Raw genomic sequence first — 18,786 nt, forward strand, 5'->3', positions numbered from 1 at the left:
GTACGGGCGATGGGTTAGATTGCGGCTTTCAGCAATGACTGCATGCGCGGCCGATCGGCCGTCTGGACAGCCGATTCACGTGCCACGAATCCGTCTGCGTCCGCGGCGAATTGGAGCAGTGCGGCGCCGGAATCGGGCAGGCCGCATCGGCGGAATGCGGTGGCCATGATCTGGCGGCTCATCACACCCAATTCCGCCAGCGGGCGGTTCCGGTGTTGGCGCAGACCGAGATTCACCTGCGCGATGGCATTGGCCCCGTACCGATCGAAGATATCGATCAGCAGTCCGATCTCGACCCCGTAGGCGGGCGCGAATTCGACCGCGCTCAATGCCTCCCTGGTCGCGGCGCACTCCCCGCCGAGTGGCTGGATCACCGAACGCAGTTCCGGGCGCAGCGCGGCGAGCAGTGGCCTGGCGACGAGTTCGGTGACCCGCCCGCCGCCGTTCTCGTCCACCATCGCGCCGGAGCGAAATGGCCGCCGGTAGTAGGCCTTGCACAGTTCGACGCCCTCACCCAGCAGGATCGGGCCGACCAGTCCGGGGACGAAGGCGGGATCGGGATCAATGAGATCCGAGTCGACGTAGGCGACGATATCGCCGGTCACCCACGCCAGCGATCGCCACAGCACTTCGCCCTTGCCCGGCACCGGCGAAATATCCGGCAGCACCGACTCTCTGGTCACGACGGTGGCGCCGGCCGCGGCGGCGACCTCGATGGTCCGGTCGGTCGAACCGGAGTCCATCACGACCAGCTCATCGACGAGCGTGCCGAGTAGTGGCCGGATACTGGCCACCACCGACCCGACGGTCTCCTCCTCGTTCAACGCCGGCAGGACCACCGAGATGGTGCGCCCGTTCTTCGCCGCGACGAGATCGGCAATCGTCCACTCCGGGTCCGGCCAGGTTCGTATTCCGGCCGCGGCATCACACCCGAAAAAGCTTCCTCCGAATTCCATGCGCATGCCCTCTCGGGTTGACCGACATAATCCCCTACACCAATGCGGGGATTACCAGTAAAATATCGACCGAAGCGGTAATCCGATCGTAGGCAGGAACATTAGAAGCTATTCCCCTGCCCCGCCCTGTGATCACCGCCACCGACATCCCGAGTTGCGCAATCGGATCAACAATGCCTGCAACGCATTTTCCGCACCCCGAAAACCCGCCATCAGCATATTCACAATTCGCACATTCTGATACTTGTGCAATTAAGCCGACCGGACCACCCGTGTTTACCCAACCTTAAAGTTCCGCCGTAACCCCCCTCACAACACGCCCCGCGGGTGGGTCAATTCACAGCCACACACGCCACAGCCTTGACATCAACCGTGGTGTCAGTTCCGCGCGAACGCGGTCCGGTTCACGCGGACGAACTCGGCGAACGACAACGGAGCTCGCCCGAGGAGGGCCTTCACGTCTGCCGAGCCGGACTCAGGAACCGGTACTCCTTCTCGCGGCACGGAGAAGGCTTCGCCGATAGCTGAAATATGTTGAGCCATAGCCGGGTTGATGACGCCTCCGTTACTCCCGGCTTCCAATTCCGCTTGCCATGCCGCACGGGAGACGGGTGTATACTCGACCGGGCTGCCGATCTCCGCCGCGATCACCTCGGCGATCTCCTTGTGCGAGAGCACTTCCACACCCGTCGGATAGCTGATCGTGCCGGCCGGATACCGGACCGGCGCGAGCAACGCCGCAACCGCCAGATCAGCCGCATCCTGCCCGCTGATCCACGGCGCCCGCCCCGATCCGAAACTGTTCGCGAACCGCCCCGTCGCGCGGATCGACCCACCGTGCAGCAGTTGAATGTTCTCGTAGAACAACGCCCGCAGCCGCAACACCACCGGCTCCAGACCCGCCCAGGACAGCACTTCCTCTGCCGCCCACTGCGCACGCCCGAGCGCGCTCGGACTCTCGGGCACCGACACACCCATCGACATCACCACAAACCGCGGCGAGAGTTTCCCAGCGCGCAGCACTGACGCCAGATTCGCCGCAGCGGCCAGTACGCCCTCGGCGATCGGATACGTGAAGTACACGCTGTCCACACCATCGACGCCCTCGCCGAGCGTCCGGCGATCCAGCAGATCCCCGACAACCACCTCCGCCCCCTGAGCGATCAGCGCGTCGGTGTGCTCGCCGGTGGAGCGGGCCAGCGCCCGAACATTGTGACCACCGGCCAGCAGCTGCTCGACGATCCGCGCACCGGTACGGCCATGCCGACCGGTAGCGCCGAGAACGAGGGTCGTAGGTCGGAAGTCGTTGGAAGAAGTCATGGGCGAAGTCCTTTCCGGGGTAGTGCGGACAGACGCTAAGCCAGTGGCTACTATAATGCAAGTAACTAGCCGGTAGGTCCGCTCCGAAAGGAATCCCTTTGCGCCGCAAAAGCTTCGATGGTATGGGTTGCCCGATAGCAGGCGCCCTCGAACACGTCGGCGATTGGTGGACACTCCTGATCATGCGAGACACCCTCGACGGCTTCACCCGCTTCGACGAACTCGAACGCAACCTCGGCATCACCCCACCCATGCTCACCAGCAGGCTGCGCACCCTGGTCGAAGCAGGCCTCCTCGAACGCACCCAATACAGCACCACCCCACCCCGCTACGAGTACATCCCCACCACCCCCGGCCGAGACCTCCTCCCAGTCCTAATAGCCCTATACGGCTGGGGCGCAAAACATTCCCCCGTCCGCGACACCCAGGTGTTAATCGTCGACCAAGACACCGGCAACCAGATCGACCCAGTCTTCATAGACAACAACACCGGCCGCCGCCTCTCCGACATGAACTCCGCATTCCTCCCAGGCCCCCAAGCCGACCCCTTCATGAAAACCCGCCTCGACCCCGACCTCCGCAAAACCCGCCGCCAACGCCAACGCAAAACCGTCGACGAGTGAAGCCCGGCACGCCTACCGAACGTGGACCAGATGCGCCTTCGCCGGTTCAGATGTAGTCGGCGATTGCGGCCGCGATAGTAGTGGGCGCGAAGTGGTGAAGGCCGTGTCCGACGCCGTCGAAACCGCGGATCGTTCCTCCACCTGATTGGATCAGTGCAATGTCCTCATCCGAGGTCATAGTCATCACTGCCGGATCGCCCCGGAAAAGGATGACCGCACCCGGCAAAGCTGCCAGCCACTTCTCAGGGTTGCGTCCGCGCCGGTTTTCCCGTTGAGCGTGGAGAACTCTCCTACTGCATCCAGATACGCATCCAGAAGAACAGAGCGGTCGTAACAGGTCGGAGAAACGTCAGTCATACGGCGAGCATGCCTGGCGACGTCCGGCGACGCGAGTCTATCTCACCGTGTCGACATCCGCCGCGGCAGACGCCGCCAGGCCCTCGCTCAACAACGGGGTCTAGGAGCGCTACAACCGGGCCAACCTGAACACCCAGATGCGGACTTCCATCAGCTTCGGATAGACACGGGCAGTTGGTCTTCCGCCGTTTTGTCAGTGGGTGCCGCCCGTGCCGTATTTGGATTATGCACTCGATGGCTTCATCGTATTGGCCCCCACTCGGTAATCGCCAATACGGGAAGCAATGGGTCTCGACCTCGAGTAGCGCACTGAGCGATGCATCTAGTCTCTGGACATGGCAGACACTTCCGGCGCACGGATGAGCGACACCGAGATCAGGCAGTTCCTCGCGTTGCTTCAGCGGCGGTGCGAGACCGAACTCGACCAGTTCACGGGCCTGATCATCCCTACTCGGTACGGCGACGTGTACACAACTTTCGGCCGCGAGCCCCTCACGGAAACTCCACTGCAACTGTACGAGCACTTGCCCGCGGGCTGGTTAGGCGACAACAGATAAGAGTCCCGCGCCGACTCGATTACGCGCTGCACGAGAGGCGGGTCCAGCTGCACCGCAGTCGGTTTCCGCTTCCCTGAGCCGCAACGGCCACTCCCCCACCCCGTTGGCAGACCACTGCGTTCGGCCCGCAGAAATAATCCTTGCGTGGCAATAGATCTCACTGTAGAGGCTGCCCACGCGGCGGCATATCCAAACGGCTGTCGATGGCTCGTTCAACCGAACGTTTCACCGACCGCCAGGCCCGGGCGCAGAACCCGCACTACCGCGTCCGCGATGGCCGGGCACGGATAGAGGCGGTCGCCGAGCTTGTAGCCAACCGACACGAACGTCTGCACCGGATGTACCGGGCCGTTGTCTGGTGCAGCGAGGGTATTGGCGTATAACGGCCGGTATTGCGGGCGAGCGAGGGCGAAGCAGGTCAACTGGATTCGGGTGTCCTCGCTCCAGAAGTGGTTCAGCACTTCGGGGTTGCCGAAATCGAGCTGGTCGAAGACGATGGCGATGTCTTCCAGCCCGTACGGGGCGGCGGAGAGCGCGGGCGCGATGTCCGCCGGGTCGGTCCCGGTAGCCAGGACCCGTCCCGCTTCCAGTGCCCGTCCCCACGGAGGCGCCTGTTCCGCCTCCCATTCGGTATGTTCGGTGATGTCGGTGGACCGCTCACCACCCACGGTCAGCGAACCGTCGCGGATGCTCCATCGGATATCGCCGAGAATCCCGACATACGGCAATTCGGCATTGGCGGACAGCTTTCCGGCGACCAGTGTCCAGGGTGCGCACGCCACCTGATAGTGGATCATGCTCGCCGCCATCTCGGCGAAGTCCGTCACCTCCGGCAGGTAAGCCTCGTACGGTGCGAGGAATTGGTCTGTCCAGATACCCATTCCAGAGACCATGCCAGGCCCGGCACCGCCCACCCAACCGAGTTTCAGCGCTTGGACCACCCGGTCAAAGGGTTCTCATACGGCTACTTTCACTCCGGGCGCGGAGCTCAGCTCACGCATCATGACGTAGGCAGGCTCGGTGTCGGTGGGGACGTCGAATACCATCTGGAACGTAACGGACTCGGCGGGTTTCAGGAGAAACAGGTCGAGCCCCGTCTGGGCCGAATTCAGGTCGTCGGACGAGAGTGTATCTTCATCGGACCCGCGGCCTTGGTTATCGATCAAACGGCTCGGGCCGTAGTACCCGTGCCCTTCACTACCGATGTTGGTGATCGTGGCGGTCACCACCTCGAAGGTTCCATAGGCGTTGCGCCATGCCCGGCCGGTGTCGATGCGTGAGCCGGCGTTCTTCACCTCGGTGATCGTGTACTCGAAGTTGTTGTCGCGCATCGGTGTTCCCGCCGCGGCGGCCGGAACGGCGACAGTCGAGGCAATTGCCGCGAGCAATGCGAACCTCGATGCGAGCTTGATCATCGTCGGAGTATCTCCTGTTCGAGGTATCGGCGCCGAGAACCACCATATAGGCAAGATTTCGCCGAGATCGCTTCGGTGACAGACTGGTGGTGTGGACACAACGTCGGCGGCCGTGCCGCCTCCGGAGGCTCCGCACACCGTCGCGGTCCTGAGCTTCGATGGCATCGGAACGTTCGAGCTAGCGTTAGCGGTGCAGGTCTTCGCCTCGGCGAACGATCTCGCAGGCGCCGAACTCTACGAGGTCGCCGTGGCCGGACCGGCCGGGCCGACGGTCACTCGGACCGGGGGCGCCAGCAGTTATGCGCTGCTTCCGGATCGGACGCTGGCGTGGGCGGAGTCGGCACACACCGTTGTTGTGCCCGCCGCCCCGAGGATTTACGACCCACCGCCGGAAGTCGCCGCGGCCCTGCTGCGCGCGCGAGCCAATGGCGCCCGCATCGTCGCGCTGTGCCTGGGCACGTTCCTTGTGGCCGCGACCGGTCTGCTCGACGGCCGCCAGGCGACCACCCATTGGCATTGGGCCGAACAACTCGCCACCGCCCACCCCAAGATCCACGTCCACCCCGAGCGCCTATTCGTCGCGGACGGTGAATTCTTCACCTCCGGTGGCGGCACCGCGGCAATGGATCTGCTCCTGCATCTGGTCGAATGCGATCACGGCTCGGCGCTCGCGACCGAGGTCGCCCGGTTTCTGGTCGCGCCGATCCGTCGCGACGGCGACCAGGCCCAGCGGGCGGGCTGGGACGTTCCGGAGCCGCCTCGCTCCCTGACCGACACTTTGTACTGGGCCGAAGACCATCTCGCCGAGACCCTGACCGTCGCCATGCTGGCCCGGCACGCCGGGATGAGCGTGCGCACTTTCGCACGGCAGTGCCGCGACGCGCTGGGTATCCCGCCGATCGAATGGCTGCAACGAGCCCGGGTACGACGCGCCCAGGAGTTGTTGCAGCGCACCACCTGGACTGTGCAACGCGTCGCCGAGGCCAGCGGTTTCGGCTCCGAATCGGCATTGCGTTACCACTTCACCAGACTCGGCGAGCCGACCCCGGGCGAGTACCGCAGCCGATTCGGCGCAGCGCGGGGCAAGCGGCCCGCGACGGAGCACGGTGTGGCCTGATGTTGAACATCTGTGGCCGATAACGGGGCAGCGCATTCGTGGCGCGGTGCTCGAGAATTCGATCATGACTGACGCACTGACCACGATCGGTACCGCAGGCGAGGTCGAACTCGGCGGCAAGAAAGTATTCCGGATGGCTTTCGGCGCAATGCATCTGGGCGATCCCATGATCTGGGGTCCACCGGCGGACCGGGATCACTCGATCCGATTGGCCCGGCGCGCAGTCGAACTCGGCGTCAACCACATCGACACCGCCGACAGCTATGGCCTCGGGACGGTCGAGGACATCCTGCGTGAGGCCCTGCACCCGTACCCCGATCACCTGCTCATCGCCACGAAGATCGGACAGGTGCAGCCGCGGCCCCTCGAATGGGTGCCGATCGGCCATCCGGCTCTCCTGCGTCACCAGTGCGAGATGAGCCTGCGCCGGCTCGGCGTAGACCGGATCGACCTGCTCTACCTGCACCGCGCCGACCCGAACGTACCCTTCGCCGACCAGTTGGGCACGATGCGAGAGTTGCAGCAGGAGGGCAAGATCGGGCACTTCGGGCTCTCCGAGGTCACGGTCGAGCAGATCGAAGCCGCGCGGTCGATCATCGAAGTCGCCGCCGTGCAGAGCATTTACAACCTGACCGTCCGCGGCTGGGACGCCGTCGTCGATTACTGCGATCGCGAACGCATCCCGTTCGTGGCGTGGTGGCCGGTTATGAGCGGTGCCCTCGCGCAGCCCGGCGGTGTCGTCGCCGAGATCGCGGCACAAGCCGGAGCATCGCCCGCGCAGGTCGCCCTGGCCTGGTTGCTGGCCCGCTCCGACATGCTCTGCACGATCCCCGGCACCACCTCGCTCGCTCACCTAGACGAGAACGTCGAAGCGGCCGCGCTCCGCCTGACCGACGCGCAGATCGCCGCGCTCACGGCGGCAGGCAGCTCGGACGGCGACTTCACCGGCCCGTATGTCGTGGGATGATCGGCTCGATCGCACAACTCGATCCGAGGTGAGTGACACCATGAGAATCGGTATCGGCCTGCCGAATCAGGTTCGCAACGTTCGCCCACGTGTTGTTCCGGCCTGGGCGGAACGTGCGGAGAAGGTGGGCTTTCTCAGCCTGGCCACGGTGGGCCGCAACGCCTATCCGGGAGTCGCCGACACCGTCGCTCTCAGCGCGGCCGCCGCCGTGACCAGCCGGGTCGAGCTGATCAGTGGCATATTGCTCGCTCCCGCTTGGCCATCGATACTGCTGGCCAAGGAACTGGCCGGCATCGATGGAGTGTCCGGTGGCCGGCTCACCGCCGGATTGGGCGTCGGCAGTGTGCGCGAGGACGATTTCATTGCCGACGGGTACGGACCCCGAGGTCGCGGTGCACGATTCGATCGAGACCTCGAGACGTTCCGCTCGGTCTGGCACGGCGAACCGGTTGGCGGGGGCCCGAACCCGGCAGTGCCGGAGGGCACTCGCCAAGTGCCCCTATTGTTCGGCGGCGCCGCACCCGCCGCGCTGAACCGCATGGCCCGCTGGGGCGAGGGATACATCGGCGGTTCACTACCGGTGTCCTCGGTGAGACCGAGCTTCGACGCGGCCCGCGACGCCTGGCAGCGGGCCGGCCGCGAGGGCGAGCCGCGACTGGTTGCGCTCGTGTACTTCGCCCTCGGAGACAGTGACGCAGGCAAGCGGAACGTCCACGACTACTACATTGCCAAGGGCGAACAAACAGCCGCACTGGTCACCGGGACGCTATGCGACTCAACGGAGAAGCTCGAGCAGGCACTGTCATCGTTCGCCGATATCGGAGCCACCGACATCATCTTCAATACCGGCACCGACGACATCGATGACATCGAACGCCTCGCCGACGTGGTCCTCTGATCCGGGCGAATTCCTTCGGTGGCTAATCAATGTCGCAGCAGACGTCTGTGACCTGTCCTGGTCCTCTCCAGAGCGGCGCCGCTGACCCGGACAAGGTTATCGAGTGACTCGCGGTGTCGCTGCCACGCGGCTTCGATTTCGTCCTCATCTCGATGGGCCTGTCGCCATGACCTTCCCAATGCCTGACCGGCGGTATGCATGTCACGCAACGCATCGTGAAGTTCCGGGTCTCGGCACGCAACCTTCAAACGCGCTTCCGCCAGCCGGTATTCGGCAAGCGGCCACTGGGATACAGCGTCCCTGCGTCCTAACCGCCGCTCTTCCCAAACCCGGTTCCGCATATCCTCCTCGAGAGCAATAACCTGCGCGCATTGCTCCAGCACCAGGTCACCGAACGCGCTCCTTCGGCCGACAACCCATATCGCGTACTGACCTGCGATCGCAATCAAGGCCCCGGTCACCACACCTACCAGAGCAAACCACCCCTGCATGCCTCCAGTCTGCGGGAGTGGTAGCGCCACCTGCCAGCCACGTCCGGTGGATCAGTCGGTGACGGTGCGTGTTTCGCCGTTCGGGTTGGCGGGATCGAGGTGCCAGCTGTGGATGCGGCGCGGGTGGATGCGGATGATCTCGTTGGAGAACCATTCCGGGGCGACAGGTGGCACCTCGACCGTCAGGATTTCCGCGACACCGCGGATGATGACGCCGCGCCCCCAGCCCGGTTTGACCTCGCTCGGGTCGTCAGGGGTCATGTCGTCGACGGCGAAGCTGACATTGGAGTTGGCGCGGACGTTGCGGTAGCGCTGCGCCTGCGGGTTGGGGCCGCCGATATCGATGGTGCCGTCGGCGTTGAGCTGGAAGCCGACCGGGGCGATGAGCGGGACGCCTTTTGCGGTGACCGTCGCGAGACGGCCGAGCGATTGGCTGGTGAGGTAAGCGCGTTCTATCGCGGTGAAGGGCATACGAGTGACGCTAGAAGCTCAACAGCTGTTGAGGTCAACCCGTTTCCGGTCCACCGATGGCCGACTCACCTCTGACCTCGGTGGGTGTAGGTCTGGGTAATGATCGCCAGCCACAGTGTGGCCGCTGCCGCGATACCCGCCACGATCAGCAGCAAGGTCGCGGGTGACAGGGCGGTGTGGGATGCGGTGAGCGACAACAGGAACGGGAACGAGAAGCCGACGTAGCTCAGGATCTGGTAGACGGCCGTGGCGGTACCCAGGGATCGGGGTTCGACCAGTTGCTGGACCTCGGACAGACCGCAGAACTGAGTGGCGCCGTAGGCGATGCCCAGCAGCGCACTGGCCACGAGGACCATCCACGGAGATCGGATCTGGGCCGCCCAGGCCGCGATGGCGATCGAGATTATGACCGTGCCCATCGAGATCAGGAACAATCGCGCGGTGTCCGGACGGTGGACACGGCGAACCAGCGGCTGAGCCAGCACACCGGCCAGCGCGGTGATACCGGTGACGACGGCACTGAAAGCCATGGCGTGTCCTGCGACATCCGGCGCGATCAGCGTGGGGAGGTAGGCCAGAGCTATCGCCGCGGTGCCGAATACCCACGGGGAGAATGGAACCAGCACGAGAAGGAAGTGCGCGAGGACTCCGTGATGCCTGGTCACAGTCCGAGAGTCGTCGCCGGCCTGGCGAATCGGTGTCGAGACTGCGGACCGGGCCGGGTCGGTGGCGCCGCGCACCGCGAAGACTGCCATCGCCAGTAGCGCCAGATGTGGCAGATAAGGCACCACGGTCGGCGCGCCAACCCACTGGGCCAGAATCCCGGAGACGAAGGGACCCGCGGAGAATCCGATAGTCATGGCGATGGTGGCGCGACGTGGCCCCGCGCCGGAATCTCCGGCACCGCTGGACAATTCCTTGACCCAGGCCGCGCCGGTGCCGAAGGCCAGGCCGTTGGCCACCCCGGACAAGGTCCGGCCGGCGACCAGAGCAGCCACCGAGTGCCCGCCCACAATCAGCAGACAGGTACCGGCAGCCGAAACCACCAGCGCCGCAAGAACGACGGGCCGGCGCCCGATGCGATCGGAGAGCCGTCCGCCCACGAGCAGCGCCGGTATCAGCCCCAGCGCATACAGCCCGAAGATGCCGTTCAGCGCTGCCGCGGTCAGCCCCAGTCGATGTTCGTACAACACGATCAGCGGTGCGAACTGGTTCGCTCCCCAGCCCATCACCGCCAACGCCAATCCCGGCCCGAGCCAGGCTTTTTCGTCGATCCGTCCCGGCGCCGCGGGCACATGCGTGGAAGCCATGCCACCAGTTCAGCTTTTCCGAACACGTGCCACAAGTGACCGATCGGACGTCATAGGTACACTTTCGGACATGGCCGATGTGGTGGCACTCGCGGTGAGCGATCGAGTGGGTATCTACGAGCTGGCCGCGCCGTGCGCGATCTTCGGCACCGATCGCGCCGAGCTGGCAGGCGGCCGCGACTGGTACGATTTCCGAGTCTGCGCCCCGGGATCCACCGCGGTGGACGGATGGTTCGTCGCCCACACCCCCTACACCTACGACGACCTGGTCACCGCCGACACCGTCGTAGTACCCACCTGCCACGATCCAGAACTGATCCCGCCCGCGAATCTGGTTGCCGCACTCCAGGAAGCGCACCGCCACGGCGCCCGCATCGTCTCACTGTGCACTGGCGCCTTCGCCCTCGCCGAAGCGGGGTTACTCGACGGCAAACGCGCCACCACGCACTGGCTGCACGCCGAAACACTGGCGCGCCGCTACCCACGCATCGACGTCGATCCGAACGTTCTCTACGTCGACGAACAACAGGTGCTCACCTCAGCAGGCAAGTCCGCCGCGATCGACCTCTGCCTGCATCTGGTCGCCAAAGACTACGGCGCCACCGTCGCCAATGCCGTTGCGCGCCGCTTGGTCACGCCCCCGCACCGCGACGGCGGCCAGGCGCAATACATCCCACTCCCCTCGATTCCGCACCGCCCCGGCTACCTCGACCAGGCGACCCAATGGGCACAACAGCACCTCGATGAGCCCATCACCATCGAAGACCTCGCCCAACACGTCGGCGTGAGCGTAAGAACCCTGCATCGCCAATTCCGCTCACAACTCGGCACCAACCCCCGCACCTGGCTCCTACGCCAACGCGTCGCCAGAGCCCAGGAACTACTGGAACAAACCGACCACACCATCGACCGAGTCGCCCAGGAGACCGGATTCGGCACCGCCCACGCCCTCCGCCGCCAGTTCCACACCCTCCTGCACACCACCCCTGACGCCTACCGCCGCGCTTGGGACATCGCCCGATAGCGGGTCGCCGTCCGCGCGGCCCGCGGCAGCGAGTGTGTTCACCGGTCACATCGGAGGCAGGGAAAGATCAGCAGCACACTACCGAGGGGATTTGCCTGAATCGACCACGGCAGTGTGCTTCTCGTAGTCCAGGTGGACGCCGTCGAGTGGCACATCCGGGCCGAGCTCTCTCGGCGTTTGCGGCCGTCATGTGCCACTCGGTCAGCGGCAGATCAGTCCGTTCACCCCGTCTGAGATGGACTCGGCGCGTCGACCACATCCACCAGGTCGTCCTTTTTGGCCTCGATGACATCCCGTACACCACAGCTGCTCCGGCCAACGCGAATACTCCGAGACCTGCCATTCCAACCGGTACCTGCAGTTCCCGGACTGTCCATCGCGGTTGAATGCTTGTTCTCGCCCATCAAATCCTGGGTGGGCATGTCACCGTATGCCCGCCTGGTATCGGCCGAGGTGGGCAAGGTGATCCGTACACTTCCGGAATCGGCCTTGCTGACCGACAACTTCGGGGACTGCGGCCACGGCCACGGCGGATGATCGCGATTCTCTGCGTGCTCAACGAGCGGTCCGCTGATGCAGCCGATCTGATCGGCTGGTATCTCGGCAACGAGAGATTCGACGACTTCGATTCCTTCGAGCGGGCTAAAGCCTTCGACATCGCCCTACGCGAACTCTTCCCCGAATATGCCTCCGCCCGAGCTGAATCGGCCTGACCCTCGCCGCCCCACTCCCGCAGTTCGGTCACCGCCCTGACAGCGGCGGGTCCGAGACGCAGGGCCCAGCGCGCTGATTCGGACATCGACGGAGGCCAGTGGTTCTGTAGCATCTGATGTGTGCCAGTAGATTTCAGCGACCAGGCTCTGGTGCTGAAGTTCGTCACCGCTTCGATTCTGCTGTTCATGCTCCCGGTCACGGTCGGGAGCGCGGCGCAGGCGATGGCGGCGGCCGTTGTGGTGCTTGTGGTGGTGATCGCGGCGACGCTGATCGGTGGTTCCGCTCGGTCGACGAGCCACTCGCTGATCAACGTCTGTGACAACGGCCTGACAGCCTTCTCGTGCCGGCACAGTAACCCCGATGCCGCGGGCCACGTTCGAGCGCGCGCCCCAGGGACGGGCATCGCGGCAGCCTAGACCATCGCCCCCAGGATCTCGGAGGAGGAGCGGCAGCTGCCGGATTCGTTTCCGTACCTGTTGTCCCGCACCCGCTCTCGCGAGCATCGGCATGCCTGCCGTGGTGCACGTTCTTGGGGTGTTTCGATGGTTCTGTCGATCATGTCTATCTTTGCGCGCTCTGCATTGTGGCTGCGCGCTGCAATTTCGCGCGTCATTGGATACTTCTCACTCGCCTATTTTTCTGCCGCGCAGGCGATTTCCTCGGCTGTCCTGTGGGCTGGAGCCTTATTGCTGGTATCGATCCCGATCGCCGAGATCACCGTCGGCCTCGATGTGCTCACGACGGTCGCGCTCATCGCACCTGAATGGGCTGTCCTGATTGTGATCGTGACGGCCGGGGCCTATATGTACCGTCGTCGACGGCACCGCAGGTCAGCCAAGTAACGAGAGCACTCGAGACCGGCCGGCGGGCGGCGCGGTTTCGCAGGCTTCAGCCGACCCTACCCACTCCCCTGATACCACCGGCCCGACTCGCCGAGGTGCTCGTCTTCCCACTGATAACGCAGCCATAACCTGCCGCACCGTAGGGAGGTTTTATACAACGACAATCAGACATCATCGAACTCCGGATCACGACGCATACTATGGTTGAATCGTGAGATCGGCTTCGATCTGGTCCAGCCACCGCCGATACCACTGGGCAAAGCCCAGCCGGGCTCCTGCGCCATCAAGCAAGGGCTCGAAGCCGCGATCGTCGGCCGTGTTGTCGGCCCACATCTGCCCTCTCGTCTCCTCGCTCACGACGAGCACCTCGCGCTGCGCGCAACCCAGATGGCAGAGATAGAGCAGCCCGACCGAATGTTCTGGCCGGTAGACGATTTCGTCATGGACCTCCCAATACGCGTCCTCCGCAGCGTTGAAAGCCTCGACCGAGTCGAAGTCCTCCTCATCAGGAGGATCGGGGAGCGTGTCTGCCGGGTTGAAGGGCACGATGTACGGAAAAGGTTGTGCGAGTGTGTCCAACGCGGTCAGATCTGCGCCGTCGCCCTCCCACTGCCATCGCCCTTCCATCCGACGAACCGTGAACAGCCCATATGCCGGCCCGGTCCCACCTCGTCCGACTGTCAGGAGAAATTCTCGATACTCCTGCGGCAGTAGCACCCCCACCTGTTCCTCGATCTCACTCAACTCGGTAGCACTCAGCGGCGGCTCGAGAATCCACCGATGTTCTCCCGCCCCGAAAACCGCGCTCGCACCGGCCGCCTCGATCAGGTACTGGGCCTCCTGTTTTGCAGGTGCCGACCCTAGCGCGACCAAATGTTCGAGAGCAGCAATGGTGTCCAGCTCAGAGAAACGAATAGGTCACTACTGCAAGGGATTTTGGGTGGTGGGTGGGGCTGATACGGTGGCGGGGATACGCGTTGGGCGGCGGGAGGTTGGGTCGGATGGTTGGGGTTGGTGACGTGAATCAGCGGTGGGTGCGGCGGTTCAGTCCTGTTTCGGGGGCGGGGATTCGGTTGGCTTGTTTGCCGCATGCGGGTGGGTCGGCTAGTTATTTTTTGCCGGTAGCGCGGGCGTTGGCGCCGGGGTGTGAGGTGTTGGCGGTGCAGTATCCGGGGCGGCAGGATCGGCGGTTGGAGAAGCCGTTCGAGAGTGTGGGGGAGCTTGCGGACGCTGTTGCGGAGCAGTTGTTGCCTTGGACTGATCGGCCGTTGGCCATTTTTGGGCACAGTCTCGGGGCGGTGGTGGGGTTCGAGGTTGCGGGGCGGTTGGCTGAGAAGGGGTGTGAGCCGGTGGCGCTTGTTGTTTCGGGGCGGCGGGCGCCGGATCGGGTGCGGGTGGAGGATGTTCGGAATCGGACCGATGAGGGGATTCTTGCGGAGGTGGATGCGCTCGGGGGGACCGATCCGCTGGCGCTGGCCGATCCTGAGATGCGGCAGATGGTGTTGACGGCTTTGCGGGCGGATTACACGGCGGTGGAGACCTATCGCTATGTCGAGCGGGAACCGTTGCGGGCGCCGATTTCTGCGCATATCGGCGTGGATGATCCTCGGGTGACTGTGGAGGAGGCGCAGGGTTGGGCTCGGCACACCACGGGTGGGTTCGAGTTGAATACCTATCCGGGTGGGCATTTCTATCTGAATACCGCAGCGGCTGAGGTGATTGCCAATCTGCGCCGCGTGCTACGTGCGGCGCAGGGCGGGGTGTAGCGCTTACGAGTCGCCGAGCCAGTTGTCGACTGCGCGGGCGACGATTTCGGCGTGTTCTTCCATCATGGTGAAGTGGTTGCCTTGGGCATCCACGACGGTGTGCGGGAAGTCCCAGGTGGTGTGCCAGTCCTCTCCGGCGGGCCAGGGACCGGTCGGTTCGCCGGCGCGGACCAGTAGGACCGGGGCGTTCATTTCGGCCAGTTTCCAGCTCGCGAGCAGTGGGGTGAACCAGGCGCCGGCGGTGACGCGGGAATCGTCCATCGGGGTGTAGGCGCCTTCGCGTTCGAGGGTGCCGAGCATGAGGGCGTCGCTCCACGCGGCCATTACCGGGCTGTCTGGTGAGTAGGTGTCGATCAGCACCATGCGCTGCGGGCCTGCGCCCAGGTCTTCGAGCCGGCGGCAGATCTGGTTGGCCATCAGGCCGCCCGCGGAATGTCCGACGAGGACGAAAGGTGCGCCGTCGGTGTGGCGCAGGATGGTTTCGGCTTGCAGGCGCACGCTGGCGTCCAGGTTGACGGGCAGCAGTTCACCGGCGGCGTATCCGGGGTTGACCAGTGCGTGTACGTCGCGACGGCCGCGGAAGATCGAGGCGAAGCGGGCGTACTCGTGGGCGCCGGACAGTGGCGAGAACGTGCAGCAGCAGATCAAGCCGGGCCGGGTATCGCCCTGTGCGAGCCGGGTCATGCGAAGGGTTCCGCCGAATTCCGTGGAGTCCTCGAATTTGGGCCGGAATTTGGAGATTTCGACCAGGCTCATCGCGAATTCGGTGGCTTGGCCGACCCGGTTCGCGTCCTGCCAGAGGCGGCCGAGCATGCCGCCGGATTGTGGTGTCGCGGTGGCGGTTCCGGTGAATGCGGCCAGCAGGTGCCGGGCGAGTTCGCCGGGGGTGGGATGGTCGAAGGCCATGCTGGTGGCCAGTTCGAGGCCGGTGACTTGTGACAGGCGGTCACGCAACTCGACGGCCGAGAGTGAACTCAGGCCCAGTTCCAGGAACTCGCGGTCCTGATCGACGGCTTCCGAGCCGTCGTGGCCGAGGACGAAAGCCGCGTGGATGCGCACCAATTCGAGCATCACCTGCTCGGGTTCGGTCGTCTCGGCCAGTCGCTCCCGCAGCGCGTCGGGCGATTCGAGGGGTGTGGCCGCTGCGCTCACCTGTACCGAAATATGGCCCGCCCCAGCGCTATCCGGCCAGAAGCGGCGGTGCTGGAACGCGTAGGTCGGCAGGTCGAGGCGTCGACCACCGGAAAGCAACTGCCGCCAGTCGATGCCGACGCCGCGGACGTGCAGCCTCGCCAGTGCGGTCATCAGGGCTGCGCTCTCGCCCCGATCGCGGCGCAGCAGCGGAACGAATGCCGTCTCCGCGGTGGAAGCGATGCAGTCGCGGCCCATCGCGGTCAGCACAGCATCCGGTCCGACTTCGACGAACGTGGACACGCCGAGACCGTGCAGCCGCCGGATGCCGTCGAAGAATCGCACCGGTTCGCGCACATGCCGCACCCAGTACTCGGCATCGTAGGAGTCGACAAGTTCGCCGGTCAGATTGGACACGATCGGGATTCGCGGTTTCTGGTAGGTCAGTCCCGCGGCCACGCGCCGGAACTCCGCGAGCATCGGTTCCATGCGCGCCGAGTGGAACGCGTGAGAGACGTTCAGCCGCTTGGCCTTCCGCTCACCGGCGACCTTCGCCACGGCTTCCTCATCGCCGGACAGCACGATCGATTCCGGTCCGTTGATCGCCGCGATACTCACCCCGTCGATCAGCAGCGGCCGTATCTCCGCCTCCGAGGCGCGCACGGCCGCCATGACTCCGCCGGCGGGCAGCGCACCCATCAACCGGCCGCGGGCGCTCACCAGCGTGCAGGCATCGGCCAGCGACAACACGCCGGCGACGTGGGCAGCCGAAATCTCGCCGATGGAATGGCCCACAAGGAAGTCCGGCGTCACACCCCAATCCTCGGCGAGCCGGAACAAAGCCACTTCGATCGCGAACAGACCAGCCTGGGTGAACGCGGTCTCGTCGATCCGACCGTCGTCACTGAAGAGCACGTCCCGCAACAAGCCACCGACCCCGGGCGCCCGGTCGAATTCCCGGCACACCTCGTCCAGAGCAGCCGCGAACACCGGGAACAGTCGATAGAGCTCGCGGCCCATGCCCGCGCGCTGCGCACCCTGACCGGAGAACAGGAACGCGACGCGTCCGGGCCGGACCACGCCTTCGACAACATCGATCGCGGATTCACCAGCGGCCAATGCGTCGAGTCCCGCCGCCAGCCCTTCCGCGCTGTCGGCCACGATCGCGCCCCGGTACTCCAGCGCCGCTCGCGAAGTCGCCAGCGAGTAGGCCAGATCGACAATGCGTGTAGTCGAGGCAAGCGGCCGCAGCTGCGCCGCCTGTGCCCGCAGGGCATCTCGGCTGCGTCCCGAAATCACCACCGGCACCGCATATCCCGGACCGACCGCGGAGTCGTCGTCCACATCCGGGTCGGATGCTGCAGTGGGCGGCGCCTCTTCGAGGATGAGGTGCGCGTTGGTCCCGCTGATTCCCATGGACGACACGCCGGCTCGACGGGGATTACCCGTATCGGGCCACAGGCGCGCCTCGGTCAGCAGTTCGACCGCACCCGCCGACCAATCGACATGCGGTGAGGGCTCGTTCAAGTGCAGGATCCGAGCAAGGCGACCGTGCTGCAGAGCCAGTACAGTCGCGATCACTCCGGCCACCCCGGCAGCAGTCTGGGTATGACCGATGTAGGACTTCAGCGCCCCCAGCAGAACAGGCCGCTCCCGATTCTGCCCATACGCCGCCAGCAGCGCCTGCGCCTCGATCGGGTCGCCCAGACTGGTTCCGGTCCCATGCGATTCGACCACGTCGATATCGGCGGCCGTCAGCCGAGCCGACGCCAAGGCCTGGCGGATCACGCGCTGCTGCGACAACCCGTTGGGCGCGGACAGCCCGTTGGACGCACCGTCCTGATTCGCCGCACTGCCCCGCACCACCGCCAGCACCGGATGCCCGAGGCGTCGGGCGTCGGAAAGCCGTTCCAGGACAACCATCCCCACCCCCTCCGACCAGCCCGTGCCATCGGCCTCCGAGGAGAACGGTTTACAGCGCCCATCCGCAGCCAGCCCACCCTGCTGCGCGAATTCGACGAACAGTCCCGGCCCCGGCATCACCGACACTCCCCCGGCCAGCGCCAATGTGCACTCGGAACGCCGCAGCGCGGTGCAGGCCAGGTGGATTGCGATCAACGAGGACGAGCACGCCGTGTCGACGGTGAGCGCAGGCCCCTCCAAACCGAGCGCATAGGCGATCCGCCCGGACATCACGCTGGTGGTGTTGCCGGTGAGCAGGAACCCACCCACCCCGGCAGGCTCCGCAGCACCGAGGGTGTCCAGGTACCCGCAATAAGCGCCACCGACATACACCCCGACCTGATCGCCCCGCAGACTGTCGGGTGCGATACCGGCACGTTCCAGTGCTTCCCACGCCCCTTCGAGCAGCAACCGCTGCTGCGGATCCATGGCAAGCGCCTCACGCGGTGAGATCCCGAACAGATCCGCGTCGAAATCAGCGACGCCACTGAGGAATCCGCCCTCCAAGGTGCCGGAGTACTGCCCCTCGATCTCCCATCCCCGCTCAGTAGGAAAGGGCGTGATGGCATCACGGCCGTCCTGCAGCAGCTGCCACAGATCCTCCGGGGACGCCACCGCTCCCGGCAGCCGGCAACTCATACCGACAATGGCGATGGGTTCGCCCGCCGCGTCGGTGAGCCGCTTGTTCTCCTGCCGCAGTGTCTCGTTGTCCAGCAGAGACGTGCGCAGTGCGTCGACGACCTCGTCGAATTCCGTGTTCACCGTTGTCAATCCTTGTCGCGAGCCATGCGGATGAGCTCCCGCACGTCCATGGTCTTGATCGCTTCGCGCCGGTCCGCCTCGACCGGTGCGGGGGTGTCCGGCT

At 65.1% G+C, this 18,786-nt stretch carries 19 protein-coding genes; 11 read left to right on the forward strand and 8 right to left on the reverse strand.

The features are described from left to right. Nucleotides 1-14: 14 nt before the first annotated feature. Complete coding sequence (locus ACH438_RS11565; RefSeq protein ID WP_397003973.1) at nt 15-956, reverse strand: glucosyl-3-phosphoglycerate synthase; 942 nt, start codon at nt 954-956, stop codon at nt 15-17. 378 nt (nt 957-1,334) lie between these two features. Then, nucleotides 1,335-2,276 (reverse strand): NmrA family NAD(P)-binding protein, encoded by a 942-nt coding sequence (locus ACH438_RS11570; protein ID WP_397003975.1) that lies wholly within the window; start codon nt 2,274-2,276, stop codon nt 1,335-1,337. Between the two features lie 122 nt (nt 2,277-2,398). On the opposite strand from ACH438_RS11570, the gene ACH438_RS11575 reads away from it, so the two are divergent. After that, nucleotides 2,399-2,899: a winged helix-turn-helix transcriptional regulator gene (locus ACH438_RS11575; protein WP_397003977.1), complete on the forward strand. Its 501-nt coding sequence runs from the start codon at nt 2,399-2,401 to the stop codon at nt 2,897-2,899. A gap of 692 nt (nt 2,900-3,591) precedes the next feature. Continuing rightward, on the forward strand, nt 3,592-3,813 hold the full coding sequence (locus ACH438_RS11580; protein WP_397003979.1) for a hypothetical protein: 222 nt from the start codon (nt 3,592-3,594) through the stop codon (nt 3,811-3,813). A 212-nt stretch (nt 3,814-4,025) separates the two neighbouring features. Here ACH438_RS11580 and ACH438_RS11585 read toward each other — a convergent pair whose 3' ends face one another. Beyond that, on the reverse strand, nt 4,026-4,694 hold the full coding sequence (locus ACH438_RS11585) for a hypothetical protein (protein WP_397003981.1): 669 nt from the start codon (nt 4,692-4,694) through the stop codon (nt 4,026-4,028). A gap of 75 nt (nt 4,695-4,769) precedes the next feature. Continuing rightward, on the reverse strand, nt 4,770-5,228 hold the full coding sequence (locus tag ACH438_RS11590; protein WP_397003983.1) for a DUF4352 domain-containing protein: 459 nt from the start codon (nt 5,226-5,228) through the stop codon (nt 4,770-4,772). A 91-nt stretch (nt 5,229-5,319) separates the two neighbouring features. Here ACH438_RS11590 and ACH438_RS11595 point away from each other — a divergent pair, with 91 nt between their 5' ends. The 3 genes from ACH438_RS11595 (at nt 5,320) to ACH438_RS11605 (ending at nt 8,210) form a co-directional block, all read left to right on the forward strand. Further along, complete coding sequence (locus ACH438_RS11595) at nt 5,320-6,345, forward strand: GlxA family transcriptional regulator (protein WP_397003985.1); 1,026 nt, start codon at nt 5,320-5,322, stop codon at nt 6,343-6,345. A gap of 64 nt (nt 6,346-6,409) precedes the next feature. Then, on the forward strand, nt 6,410-7,312 hold the full coding sequence (locus ACH438_RS11600; protein WP_397003987.1) for an aldo/keto reductase: 903 nt from the start codon (nt 6,410-6,412) through the stop codon (nt 7,310-7,312). A 40-nt stretch (nt 7,313-7,352) separates the two neighbouring features. Next, nucleotides 7,353-8,210, forward strand: coding sequence for an LLM class flavin-dependent oxidoreductase (locus ACH438_RS11605; protein WP_397003989.1), 858 nt, complete (start codon nt 7,353-7,355; stop codon nt 8,208-8,210). 542 nt (nt 8,211-8,752) lie between these two features. Here the strand turns inward: ACH438_RS11605 and ACH438_RS11610 are convergent. Further along, nucleotides 8,753-9,172, reverse strand: coding sequence for a PPOX class F420-dependent oxidoreductase (locus tag ACH438_RS11610; RefSeq protein ID WP_397003991.1), 420 nt, complete (start codon nt 9,170-9,172; stop codon nt 8,753-8,755). Between the two features lie 65 nt (nt 9,173-9,237). Further along, on the reverse strand, nt 9,238-10,482 hold the full coding sequence (locus ACH438_RS11615) for an MFS transporter (protein WP_397003993.1): 1,245 nt from the start codon (nt 10,480-10,482) through the stop codon (nt 9,238-9,240). Nucleotides 10,483-10,552: 70 nt separating this feature from the next. On the opposite strand from ACH438_RS11615, the gene ACH438_RS11620 reads away from it, so the two are divergent. From ACH438_RS11620 to ACH438_RS11640, 5 genes are all read left to right on the forward strand, one after another. Further along, nucleotides 10,553-11,506, forward strand: coding sequence for a GlxA family transcriptional regulator (locus ACH438_RS11620; RefSeq protein WP_397003995.1), 954 nt, complete (start codon nt 10,553-10,555; stop codon nt 11,504-11,506). 390 nt (nt 11,507-11,896) lie between these two features. Continuing rightward, nucleotides 11,897-12,043, forward strand: coding sequence for a hypothetical protein (locus tag ACH438_RS11625; protein WP_397003997.1), 147 nt, complete (start codon nt 11,897-11,899; stop codon nt 12,041-12,043). Then, a complete protein-coding gene (locus tag ACH438_RS11630; protein WP_397003999.1) occupies nt 12,040-12,219 on the forward strand; it encodes a hypothetical protein in 180 nt (59 codons plus the stop codon). The genes ACH438_RS11625 and ACH438_RS11630 overlap by 4 nt, the downstream gene beginning before the upstream one ends. 120 nt (nt 12,220-12,339) lie before the next feature. After that, nucleotides 12,340-12,636: a DUF6412 domain-containing protein gene (locus tag ACH438_RS11635; protein WP_397004001.1), complete on the forward strand. Its 297-nt coding sequence runs from the start codon at nt 12,340-12,342 to the stop codon at nt 12,634-12,636. Nucleotides 12,637-12,762: 126 nt separating this feature from the next. Next, complete coding sequence (locus tag ACH438_RS11640; protein WP_397004003.1) at nt 12,763-13,062, forward strand: hypothetical protein; 300 nt, start codon at nt 12,763-12,765, stop codon at nt 13,060-13,062. A 198-nt stretch (nt 13,063-13,260) separates the two neighbouring features. On the opposite strand, the gene ACH438_RS11645 is transcribed toward ACH438_RS11640, so the two are convergent. Then, a complete protein-coding gene (locus tag ACH438_RS11645) occupies nt 13,261-13,935 on the reverse strand; it encodes an SMI1/KNR4 family protein (protein WP_397004005.1) in 675 nt (224 codons plus the stop codon). A 128-nt stretch (nt 13,936-14,063) separates the two neighbouring features. On the opposite strand from ACH438_RS11645, the gene ACH438_RS11650 reads away from it, so the two are divergent. Next, nucleotides 14,064-14,828 carry a thioesterase II family protein gene (locus tag ACH438_RS11650; RefSeq protein ID WP_397004007.1) on the forward strand — a complete coding sequence of 255 codons (765 nt, stop codon included), beginning with the start codon at nt 14,064-14,066 and terminating at the stop codon, nt 14,826-14,828. A 3-nt stretch (nt 14,829-14,831) separates the two neighbouring features. Here ACH438_RS11650 and ACH438_RS11655 read toward each other — a convergent pair whose 3' ends face one another. Next, nucleotides 14,832-18,683 carry a type I polyketide synthase gene (locus ACH438_RS11655; RefSeq protein WP_397004009.1) on the reverse strand — a complete coding sequence of 1,284 codons (3,852 nt, stop codon included), beginning with the start codon at nt 18,681-18,683 and terminating at the stop codon, nt 14,832-14,834. Nucleotides 18,684-18,786: the final 103 nt, after the last annotated feature.

Source organism: Nocardia sp. NPDC020380 (assembly GCF_044386975.1).
GTDB lineage: Bacteria > Actinomycetota > Actinomycetes > Mycobacteriales > Mycobacteriaceae > Nocardia.